Below are 12,306 nucleotides of genomic sequence, written 5' to 3' on the forward strand. Positions count from 1 at the left end.
TTTTTGACTCATAAACTATTGGATTGCTACATCTAATGATTTATCAATAGCCTCAAGAATTGATGCTAAGTTTTCTTCTGTTAATGCTGCTGACATAAACCAGCTTTCGTATTGTGATGGAGGTAGGTATACTCCATTCTCCAACATAGCGTGGAAGAACTTACCAAACTTTTCAGTATCGGTCGTCTGTGCATCAGCAAAGTTCTTCACTTTTTTATCAGTAAAGAAAATACAAACCATTGATCCTAATAAAGTAACTTGGTATGGCAACTTTTTAGCATCTAAAATTTCTTGGATACCTTTTGCTAATTTCTCACCTTTTTGAGCTAATTCTGTGTAAACTTCTGGGTGACTATTCAAGTGATTCAACATTGTAAGACCTGCTGCCATTGCTACAGGATTGCCAGACAAAGTACCTGCTTGATAAACTGGTCCTGCTGGGGCAACGTATTCCATAATCTCCTTTTTACCACCATAGGCTCCTACTGGCATACCTCCGCCAATGATTTTACCTAAAGTTGTCATATCTGGAGTCACACCAAATACTTCCTGTGCTCCGCCTTTCGCTAATCTGAAACCAGTCATCACCTCATCAAAAATAAGAACAATACCTTCTCTGTCACAAATTGTTCTCAATGACTGTAAGTAACCTTCATTTGGTATCACTAATCCCATATTACCTGGAACAGGTTCAATAATCAACGCCGCTACTTCACCTTTGTTTTCCGCCACTAATTTCTCAATAGCCTCAACATCGTTGTATGGAGCCAATAAAGTATCTTTTGCTGTACCTTCTGTAACCCCTGGGCTGTTTGGTACTCCCATTGTTACAGCACCACTACCTGCCGCAATTAGGAAGGAATCTCCATGTCCGTGATAACAGCCTTCAATTTTAATGAATTTATCTCTTCCTGTATATCCTCTTGCTACTCTAATCGCTGACATTGTTGCCTCAGTACCAGAGTTCACCATTCTTACTTTTTCAATAGATGGCACCATCTCGCAAATTAACTCTGCTATATCAATTTCTTTTGCCGTAGGAGCACCAAAAGAAAGTGAATTATTAATGGCTTTTTGTACTGCTTCTGTAATATCTGGGTGAGCATGTCCCAAGATCATTGGCCCCCATGAATTGATCAATTCGATATATTTATTATCATTTTCGTCAATCATGTAAGCACCTTCAGCACCTTTGATAAATAATGGAGTTCCTCCAACAGATTTAAATGCTCTAACAGGTGAATTTACACCACCTGGAATACTATGCTGTGCTTTTGAAAATAAAGCGACACTTTTATTGTTGTCCACGATAAAAAAGGTTTGATTGTTTTGTATTTCTACAAAGTTAATTAAACCTTTGACAATACTAAACAATACCTTAATTAGTATGTTTACGTTGAGTTTTATTGATTAGAATTAAAGCAAAATTAACTAGACTGAAAATGTATCATTGACTTACGATTATAGTCTTTTAAAAACTTAAAAAAGAACAACTATTGATTTCTTTTTAGCGTTGTACACAACAACATCATTGAAGATTTTTAAAACAAAAAAATTTAGTTTTAGTCTTAAACAAAAAAGAAACCCCCGAAAATCAGAGGTTCCTTCCACTTTAATAAACTAAACTAACAAACAAACTTCGATTATGAAATTAACATACATTTATTAAAATACCTAAACAATATGAGTGAAATTTCAAAAAAAATAGAATTATCTTATATCAACTTTATTTTGTCACATAACAAAAGACCAAATTCTGTTAATAACCTAATATCAAATGAGTTAGAAGAAAACAAAACAGAATTACTTGACGAATATAAAGAGGTAAATAAGATAGAAACACAGATTTGGGAGGGTGGCATAATGACTGCATTCCAACATTCAGCCAATGACCCTAATTATGCTGAATATTCGGTCAGAGAAAAGCTATTGTCTTTCTTTTACAACTATGCTGAAATCTTAAAAAAGGATGAGGGTTTTTATGAATATTCTGCAAACATTCATTCAATTTTTGAGTTAGGTATACTAAACGAGAGATCAACTGTATTAAAAAATGTATTTTTAAATAACATCAATAGTATCATAAAAAGTGGTATTGAGACAGGTGAAATAGCCGACCGTTTTTTTATCACAGATTACTATGGCGATGTTATTTGGTATCAAGCATTGTTGATCATTAGATATTGTCTCTCTGATCAATCTAATGAGAAAGAAAATACAGATGAGATCATTGAAAAAAGTATAAACCTTATCATGGATTTGTTTGAACCTAATTTTACAGATTCAGCATTTCTTCTTGCTAAATTTCTATTTCAGAAATAAATATGAGTGATATAAAAAATAAAGTTCAGAAAAGTATACCCTCTACCAAAACACAACGAGTAAGTAAATTCGTTAAGGTAGGTGCGAAAGTGAGTTCAAATTATCTTAAACATTACGCTAAAAGTGTTATTGATTCATCTTATGACAGAAAAAAAGCATTGGATGAAGAAAACGCCAATGATGTTTATGAGGCATTAAGTGAACTAAAAGGAAGTGCACTTAAAGTAGCACAAATGATGAGCATGGATAAAAACATGCTTCCTCAAGCATACACTGAGCAGTTTCAAATGTCACAATATTCTGCTCCACCACTTTCCTTACCACTTGTCAATAAGACATTTCAAAAAGCATTTGGTAAGACTCCATTAGAAATATTTGATACTTTCTCTAAAGAAGCCGTCAATGCGGCATCAATTGGTCAAGTACATCAAGCCACTTTAGGAGATAAAACTTTTGCGGTAAAAGTACAATATCCAGGCGTTGCTGAGAGTGTTTCGTCTGATTTAAAAATGGTGAAGCCAATTGCTGTTAGAATGGTTGGTCTCAATGAAAGAGACGTAGAACACTACATGGAAGAGGTGGAGAATATGTTGCTTTCTGAGACAGATTATGATCTCGAATTAAAAAGGTCTATTTCTATTTCTGAAGCTTGTAAAGCTATTTCGAATATTCATTTCCCAACTTACTATCCTGAATATTCTTCAAAGAAAATTCTAACAATGGATTGGTTAGAAGGGGAACATTTAAATGAATTTATTGCTAAAAACCCTTCCCAAGAAATCAGAAATCAAATAGGCCAAGCGCTTTGGGATTTTTATGACTTCCAAATACATAAAATGAAAGAAGTTCATGCAGACCCTCACCCTGGCAACTTCTTATTCAAAGAAAATGGTACAATGGGAATTATTGACTTTGGATGTGTAAAAGTTATCCCTGATTTATTCTATGATAATTATTTTGATTTAATGAAAGTTGAAAACTTGGAAAACAAAGAAAAAAGAACGCAGGTTTTCAGCAATATGAATTTCATCTATGAAAATGACAGTCTTGAAGATAGAGAAAAATTAGATGCTCTTTTCACATCGATGATTACTATTCTTTCTCGTCCATTTCAGAATTCAACTTTTGATTTCAGTGATGATAATTACTTCAATGAAATTGCTTCATTGGCGGATGATAAGGAAAATCAAAAATTGTTGAGAAATTCGAAAAAACCAAGAGGATTGAGAGATGGCCTATATGTCAATAGAACCTACTTTGGTCTTTATTCAATACTACATGATCTAAAAGCAGAAATATCAACTAAATCATATTTCTTTGCTTAAAAAACATCTACAGGTAAATCACTTGCTATGGCTTCAGATAGGTAATCAATATACTTACTGAAGCCAGTATCATACTCTTGGAGTAGGATATAAATGGACTTCAAACGTGACAATCTATGTTCTGCACTCAAACTTGTAGCAGTGGTCAATTCTTTAATCTCCATGATCAGTTCCTTATGATCATTCGGGTCAAAATATTTTTTTGAAACAACTTGATCTTTCATTAAATACTTTCGCAGAGTATTTATCAGGTCGTTTCTGTCTAGTGGTTTTGTGAGATAATCATTAATACCAGCAGCAAAAGCATGAAACCTTCTTTCCCAATAAGCATCAGCACTCAATGCAACAATTGGCATTGTCACATTTAGTTCCTGTCGCAATTTCTCCGTCGTTTCAATTCCTCCAAGAATAGGCATGTGAAGATCCATCAGAATTAAATCATAGTTTGCTTTTCGAATTAATTCAATTGCTTCCTGTCCATTTTCTGCAATTTCACATTTCAATGAAAGCTGTTTGAACAGTGCCTTCATCATGAATTGATTCATCTTATTATCTTCTACAATTAAGACTTTCTTATTAGGGTCAAAAGAGACTTCTGCTTCCCTTCCGTTTTCCTCTAAAATTTCATTTCGATCAGCTTCAATAATTGGCAACTGAACAATAAATGTTGCTCCCTCCCCTTCAATACTATATACTCGGATTTGCCCTTTTAACATTTCCACCAATTTCTTAGAAATGGCCAATCCTAAACCAGTACCGCCATACTCCCTAGTCACCGAGTTATCTGCCTGCTCAAAAGAGTCAAAAATAACATCGATCCTATCTTCTGAAATACCAATTCCTTGATCATGAACAGAGAGTTGAAGGCATTCATCATTTGCAGAAACTATAATTTTAATTTCTGTATTTTCCTTAGTGAATTTGATAGCATTGGTCAATAAATTTGTGAGAACCTGCCTGAATTTCGTTGAGTCCGTCACAAAATGAGTTGGAACATTCTCGCTGATATCAGTATGAATCATCACCTCTTTTTCATGTGCTGAAGGAGTATGAATTTTGACCACTAGATTAATAAAGCTTCTGATATCAATTCTTTCATGAAAGACCTGCATTTTTCCAGCGTCTATTCTTGAATAATCCAATATATTATTGATCAATTCAGAAAGATATTCTCCATTAAAATAAATATATCGAAGCTGTTCAATAAATTCCTCTGAAAGGTTTTCAGAGAAAGATTTTCTATACATCACATTACTTAAACCAATAATCGCATTTAAAGGAGATCTTATTTCATGTGAAATATTGGCTAAAAACATACTTTTTGCTTTGTTTGACTTCTCTGCAGCGTTTCGAGCCTCTTTCAATTCAAACTCGACTTTTTTCTGTTGAGTTAAGTTCCAACAAACTCCATGCATCTCATAGTTTCCATTCTGAATTCTAGACTTGCCATAAATCTGTATATATTGAACCCCTCTAACACTATGATTAATTTTCACTGAGATATTTACATTGTGCAACTGCCCCAAAAATATCTTGTGAAATAAAGAAACTATCTTCAATCGCTCTTCTCTTACAACAGTAGCAAGGAATGTCTTCAATGGGGTTTCTGTTGGAGCATCACTGATACCAAGAATTTTACTGATCTTCTGATCCCATGTAAACTTCTCTTCAGGAGTAAATGACCATGCTCCAATTTTGGCTGCATTTAATGCCAAATCAAGTTTTAATTGCTGTTGATTTAGCTCAAAAGTCCTTTCCTTTACTTTTTGCTCTAATGAACTATTAAGTTGTTTGATCTGAAGCTCATGCTTCCACTTTTCTGTAATATCTAAGTTGTAAACTGCTATAGCATAGATCTCATCATTGACATTTACAAGAGGTGAAAATACAGATTGGATAAAGACACTGTTATCAAATTGGAATTCTGTCTCAAAAATTTCTTTCTGATGAAATGCTCTATTTAGATGAGGGCTAAAGTACTTGAAAAGTTTTGAGTAAGGAGCACTATTCAAACGGTCTCCTTCTTTAATTTCAATATTTAACAAGTTCTTAATTAAATCTCTAAATTTTGTATTACAGAATATTATTTGAAAACTAGTATCTATGGAAAAAATATAACTCTTAGCACTTTCAATCAGTACTTTTGTTTGTTTATGAGCTTCTATTAATGCTTGTTCTGCTGCGTACTTCTCTGTAATGTTATCAATAAAAACAATATCCTGGAGATTTTTCTCATCACCTACACTTTCCTTTCTCAAGTTAAAAACCCTCTCAAGTTTAGGGTACTTTACAATTGTTTCTCGTTCAGTTGAATCAAGATCTTCTATCCCAAATAACTCTTCAAAGGACATCCCTAAAAGGTCATAAGTTTCAAGCCCTAATTGATGGGTTGCCGTATCGTTAGCATCAATAATAGTATTATCTTCTATGATCAATGCCCCTAAATAATTGTAATGGAAAAGCTGTTTATATTTCCTCTCACTTCTCTTTAAATTCTCCTGAGATAAAATATATTCAGTAACATTTCGAACAACAACAGAAACACCTACAATCTTATTTCCATTGTAAATAGGATTGTACGTTGCTTCAAAATAAGCTCTTGTAAAGTTTTGTTCATCTCCGTAGGAACGGATCACCGAATACTTCTCACCACATAGCGCTCGGTTGATATCGTTTTTAGCTACTTCCGCATCGTTTTTCACTCTCATGTATTCCAAAATACTTTTGCCGATCTCAATCTTTTTTCCATAAACAGATTGCATCGTTTCAACATGAGCGTTATTAAATGCCAGATAATTAAAGGATTTATCTACGGAAAATACCACATCCGAAGAATGCTCCATCAGGAGATTAAGCATTCTGAAATTTCGTATTCCGTTGGCTATCGTTTTCTTTTGTCTTGCAACTAAACGAATATACATCGAAACCAATATGGTCACAATACCAATGGTGAAGGTGAAAAGAATCGCAAAAACAAAAGAATTAATATACATAAAGGCTTTTTATCTGTTAGTCATCATATTATTAGTGATGGCACTAAGAATGTTAATACCAATAACACACCCAAAATAATAATAAATCTAGATAAAGCAATGTTAATTTGTACTTGCCCCTTCACATTTCTTTTATAAAGGAAGAAAGGAATTTTCAAATAATACACTAAAGATATTGCAGTATTTAATAATCCTAAGAAAAGTACAATGATATAAATAAGATCAGAGTTTGCATTGTACAACTCCCAAAGTGATGTAAATATTAGAAGTTTTGCAGTGAACCCTGCTAAAGGTGGCAAACCAATCAATGAAACTACTGCAAGAATTACTGCTGGCCCCCATAAAACCGCACTATTAGACCAACCTAACCCTTCTATCTGCTTTAAATCATCTGTACCTTTTTCTTTTTCAATTTCTCCAATGAAATAGAACATTGCATAATTAGCGATTACATATACCCATAAAAAGTAAAATAAAGCATTTGCTGCAATCTCCTCTTTATTCAGAAGGGCAATGATAATCAGACCTGCATTAGCAATTGTACTATACCCCATTAGTCTTCTTAAACCATTTTGAAATAGGGCTGCCAAATTACCAACAAACATAGAAATGACACCGGTAGCCAATAAGAAGTAACTGATATAAGGATTATCAATCAATTGGGTCTCTACTAAAAATCGATATAAAAAAACTGTTGCACCGACCTTTGGTAAGGTAGAGAAAAAAGCAACAGCCTCAATTGGTGCTGATTGATATACATCTGGAACCCACACATGCATTGGAAACCCTCCAAGCTTGAACACAAAACCCATCATCACCAGAATAGCTCCGGTGATATATAATACTGAGAAGGATTTTGAATAAAGTGAAATCCCTTGTAAATCAATAGTTCCAGTTAGACCGTACAAAATCGACATTCCGTAGATTGTGATCGCGGTTGCTACTGCACCAAATAGAAAATATTTAATGGAAGCTTCAACACTCCTCTTATCTCCTTTAAATGCTGTAAGAAGATATGAAGGCAAGGACATTAACTCTAATGCTAAAATGGCAACAATAAAATCATTAGCCATTGTCAGAACATGTGCTCCTATTAATATACCAAGAGCCATCGTCATCCACTCTCCTTCACCAGAAAGCTTCGTTTTTGAACTTTTCTCCTCGTCTGAATTAAAGTAAAGATGAATGGTTAATAGAATTGTACATACATCTGCTAAAATTCGAAGCTTAATACTCCAAGTATCTTGTACAAGCGTAAAGAGCATTAATTTACTCACTGATTCTTCCGCTAATAAGGTTAGGTATGAAATATCACCAAGAAGGCCAATACCTACCATAGCATACAAATACTTTTTGTTTCTTCTGGCAAAGATCAAATCAGTAAGAATAATTCCAATCAATAAGGCTGTGATCCCTACTTCTGAAGCCAAAAAAGGTAAGCTCTCAACGATATTTGATAATTTTGACGATAAGTCTTGTTCCATAATTTATCTTTTAAGCACCAATGATTGCTTTGATGTAATCTAATCCAACGTAGTTCGCAAACTCCACAAAAACAGTAACACTGCCTTCAATTAGGTTAATCAACAACTTAGGGTACACACCCAATACTAATGTGATGATTGCCAAAGGAGATAACATGATCAGCTCTCTTGTTGAAAGATCTACCAATTTCTCATCCATTGCCTCATCCTTCAAGTAATATTTTCCTAAGAAAATTCTCTGCATAGCCCATAAGTAATAAGCGGCACTTAATACTAAACCTAAAGTTGCTACAATTGTCATCCATCTTGGTACTAGGTTGTTTACAGCGGATGAATTAAATGCCCCTAAGAAAACAAATAATTCTGCCATAAACCCTGAGAAACCAGGCAAACCTAATGAAGCGAAAAATGCTATAGTTGCCAACATGGTATAACGAGGCATTTTAGAAGATAAACCACTATAGTTTTCTATTTCTAAGTTTCCTGTTCTATAATAAAGTACGCCTGCGATCAAGAATAAAGCAGCCGAAATGATACCGTGTGAAAACATTTGGAAGATCGCACCTGAAATACCCTCTGCTGTTAAAGATGCAATACCAAGCATCACAAACCCCATGTGAGAAACAGAAGAGTATGCAATCATTCTCTTTAAGTTATGTGTCCCTAAAGCTACAAATGCTCCGTAAAGAATTGAGATAACACCTCCTAATGCGATATACCAAGCAAAATGATGAGCTCCATCAGGGAAGATTGAATAAGCAATTCTCAACATCCCGTAACCACCAATTTTCAATAGAATACCAGCTAAAACTACAGAGATAGATGTTGGAGCCTCAACGTGTGCATCAGGCAACCAAGTATGCAATGGTACAACTGGCAATTTGATAGCAAATCCAATAAACACCATTAAGAAAGCGATAAATCTTACGTGTGTTCCAAATAACATTGCTCCTGAATCCAACGATAGGATGGCATTAGGAATGTAATTGGAAGCGTCCATCATATGGACTAATGAGAATGTTCTCACTAAGTTTGACTGCTCAATTTCTCCTGACACTAACATTACATGTACCTTTTCAATGATATCAGGAGTCACTTGCTGTAATGATTCTGCTAAACCTAATTGAACTGCTGTTGCAATAGGGTCAATCACTGACGCTGCTAAAGCAATCATGATTACCAGAATAAAAATCGAACCTACTAAAGTATATATAAAGAATTTTATTGAAGCATACTCACTGTTCTTTCCTCCCCAAATACCGATCAGGAAGTACATTGGAAGTAACATAAACTCAAAGAACAGGTAGAAAAGGAAGAAATCCAAAGCAAGGAAACATCCCATGATAGTACCGCTTAAAAGTAAATACAAGGCATAAAAACCTCTTCTTTTATGTTTTATTTCTAAGGAAGAAATTGCTCCAATAACCATTACAATTGCAGTAAGCAAAATCATGGAATTACTTAATCCATCGACACCCAATGTATAATCAGCGGAAAGTCGGCCAAAAGTACCTAAGTTTAAAACGATCCATTCCGATTTCTCTAAATACTGGAAAGTGTCTAATGATAAAATTCCATTCATTTTTTCTGATAGTCCCTCATACCCCATCATCAGGTAAGAAGCAATCAACAACTGAAATGAGTTAATACCAATAGTGATTTTACCAAACTGATTTTTCAAACTATTTGGTAAAAGAAGAATTACAAATGTTCCAAAGATTGGAGTAAAAACTAATAATGTGAGCAATAACTGCGACATAATCTATATATATACTTTTGTTAGTTTACACTACTAAATAAACCAGAGTACTAATACCGTAAGCAGGAGCAAGAAGATTGACCATGCAATCATACTCTGTGTTCTTTCTCCTTGAGGTTTTCTGAAGACATCTCCAAAGAGTGCCAAGATTTTGGTAAGTAAAGTGACTATTCCATCTACGATTACTCGATCAAACCAAGCCAGCATATGACCAAATACTACATTGGTCACACCAAATAGCTTTACTAAAAAGTCTACGACTTTATCATCAAAACCTCTTACAAATTCTGAAGTATGAATTGTCATACCTACAAAGTACTCATCTGCATGAGGAATATTTTCTAGTTTATTAGCAGTAAACAAAGTTGTTTTCACTCCTAATTTGTATCCCTTATCCAAGTAAGCAAAGTTGTAAGATAATTTATGTAATGAAGAAGACTTCAATTGTTTCTTTATTGTTGCAAAAGCATCCCTAAAATAAATTAAGTAAGCCCCACCTGCACCTAAAAATACTACTCCAACAGACATAAGTAATCCTAATGTGTGGACACTTGACCTGTCAACTGTTTCCAAACTTAAACCTGTCTGAATCCAAGTATGTGATGTATCTAATGGAGATAATGTATAGAAAAACCACAACGTAAACACTCCTAAAAGCATCACTGGCATTGTCATTCTAACATTTACCTCTTTTGGTAATACTAAGCAATCTTTACACACTTTGTGATTAGCGATACCAAGTTTACCAAAGAATACTTGATAAAGTAATCGAATAGAATAAAAAGCTGTAAAAGAAGCTGCAGTGAATCCTAAAAATGCAAGTATCACCCATTCCCAACTCCCTGTGGAAGCTTTTATAAGTAATGATGAAAGAATAGCATCTTTAGAAAGAAAACCGGAAGTGAAAGGCAAGCCCATCAAACCTGCTAGGCAGATACTAAAACCTATAAACGTCTTAGGCATATATTGTCTAAGATTACCCATCCATCGGATATCTTGTGGATCAAACCCTTTACAAATATCACAAGACACTTGATGCATACTATGAATTATTGATCCTGCACCAAGGAAAAGACCTGCTTTAAAAAAGGCGTGAGTTGTAAGATGGAAAATGGATGCTTCTGGATCTCCAACACCAATTCCTATCATCATATAGCCTAACTGCGAAATAGTTGAGTAGGCTAATATTCTTTTAATATCATTTTGAGACAAGGCTGAAAAAGCTCCTAAAAAGGCTGTCAACGCACCTATGATTGCTATTAATAATTGTATTTCAGCGGGCAGAACGAAAAAGCATCTTGCCAATAAGTAAATTCCTGCTGCTACCATAGTTGCAGCGTGAATCAATGCAGATACTGGTGTAGGACCTTGCATGGCATCTGGAAGCCAGACTGACAAAGGCAACTGTGCTGATTTACCCATCGCCGCCATTGTAATACCAATTCCTACAATGTATAATGGAAGAATTTGCAACTGATCAATTTCAGCTGAAAGTGCCTCAATGCTCACTGTTCCAAATGTAGAATACAGAGTAATAATAGCAATCATAAAACCTGCATCCCCAATTCTATTCAAAACAAATGCTTTCTTCGCTGCTTTAACTGCTTCATTCTTTTCTCTCCAAAAACCAATCAACATGTAAGAACAGAAGCCCACTAATTCCCAGAAAAGGTAAAGCATAATAAGATTATCACTTACCAATACTCCAAACATGGAAAAAGTAAAAAGTCCTAACAAAGTAAAGTACTTTTTATACTTCGGATCCCCCTGCATGTACGCGGAAGAAAAAACATGAACGAAAAGTGATACAATGGAGACCATGGTCAAAAGCATACTGCTCAACTGATCGATCTTCAATGTTGCTTTAAAAGAATGTTGATCCAACAAGAACCATTCATCCTGCAGAACAATAGGGCTATTGCTCCAAGTGTAGTAGAACACACATAAATTTCCAACGACACTTAACCCAATTAAAGTTGTTGCAATTTTATCAGAATATAAATTCTCTTTTCTGAAGAATAGGACTAGTGCACCTATCAACGGAGAAAGTAATGTAATCGAAGTTATGGTTTCTAGAAAGTTCAAAAAGCGTGTTTAATTTATTAACTTCTTATTCTTCTTTTAATGTATTGACTTTATGTAAATCAACAGATCTAAAGTGTTGAAAAAGTCGGATAATCAATGCCAATGCAACACATACCTCTGCGGCTGCAATAACAATGACAAAAATAGAAAAGGCTGTCCCTTCTCCAAAGCTTGGATCTCTATGTGAAAATGCTACTAAATTTACATTAGCCGCATTCAACATTAATTCTACACCCATCAAGGCTACAATCGCACTTCGTTTTGTCAAGGCTATCGCTAAACCTATGCTGAAAAGAAATGCAGAACCTAACATATAATATGAAAACGGTATCATACCT

Annotated in this window: 8 protein-coding genes; 2 read left to right on the plus strand and 6 right to left on the minus strand. The window is 34.5% G+C overall.

The window, feature by feature from the left end:
- Window positions 1–15 precede the first annotated feature (15 nt).
- On the minus strand, window positions 16–1,308 hold the full coding sequence (hemL, locus tag AVL50_RS02110) for a glutamate-1-semialdehyde 2,1-aminomutase (protein WP_082795638.1): 1,293 nt from the start codon (window positions 1,306–1,308) through the stop codon (window positions 16–18).
- Window positions 1,309–1,683: 375 nt separating this feature from the next.
- Between hemL and AVL50_RS02115 the strand changes: the two genes are divergently transcribed.
- Entirely contained in the window at window positions 1,684–2,322 is a 639-nt protein-coding gene (locus tag AVL50_RS02115) for a hypothetical protein (RefSeq protein WP_062614825.1), read from the plus strand.
- Between the two features lie 2 nt (window positions 2,323–2,324).
- Window positions 2,325–3,647: an AarF/ABC1/UbiB kinase family protein gene (locus AVL50_RS02120; protein WP_062614826.1), complete on the plus strand. Its 1,323-nt coding sequence runs from the start codon at window positions 2,325–2,327 to the stop codon at window positions 3,645–3,647.
- On the opposite strand, the gene AVL50_RS02125 is transcribed toward AVL50_RS02120, so the two are convergent.
- The 5 genes from AVL50_RS02125 to nuoK are packed head-to-tail and all read right to left on the minus strand — an operon-like array spanning window position 3,644 to window position 12,302.
- Window positions 3,644–6,640 (minus strand): ATP-binding protein, encoded by a 2,997-nt coding sequence (locus AVL50_RS02125; RefSeq protein ID WP_062614827.1) that lies wholly within the window; start codon window positions 6,638–6,640, stop codon window positions 3,644–3,646. The two genes, AVL50_RS02120 and AVL50_RS02125, sit on opposite strands and share 4 nt — an antisense overlap.
- Window positions 6,641–6,663: 23 nt before the next feature.
- Window positions 6,664–8,124 (minus strand): NADH-quinone oxidoreductase subunit N, encoded by a 1,461-nt coding sequence (locus AVL50_RS02130; protein WP_062614828.1) that lies wholly within the window; start codon window positions 8,122–8,124, stop codon window positions 6,664–6,666.
- A 10-nt stretch (window positions 8,125–8,134) separates the two neighbouring features.
- Window positions 8,135–9,883: a NuoM family protein gene (locus tag AVL50_RS02135; RefSeq protein ID WP_062614829.1), complete on the minus strand. Its 1,749-nt coding sequence runs from the start codon at window positions 9,881–9,883 to the stop codon at window positions 8,135–8,137.
- A 33-nt stretch (window positions 9,884–9,916) separates the two neighbouring features.
- Window positions 9,917–11,968, minus strand: a complete 2,052-nt coding sequence (locus tag AVL50_RS02140) for an NADH-quinone oxidoreductase subunit L (protein WP_082795622.1) — start codon at window positions 11,966–11,968, stop codon at window positions 9,917–9,919.
- 25 nt (window positions 11,969–11,993) lie between these two features.
- Window positions 11,994–12,302 (minus strand): NADH-quinone oxidoreductase subunit NuoK, encoded by a 309-nt coding sequence (gene nuoK / locus AVL50_RS02145; RefSeq protein WP_062614831.1) that lies wholly within the window; start codon window positions 12,300–12,302, stop codon window positions 11,994–11,996.
- Window positions 12,303–12,306: the final 4 nt, after the last annotated feature.

The sequence above is a fragment of the Flammeovirga sp. SJP92 genome, assembly GCF_001583495.1.
Lineage (GTDB): Bacteria > Bacteroidota > Bacteroidia > Cytophagales > Flammeovirgaceae > Flammeovirga.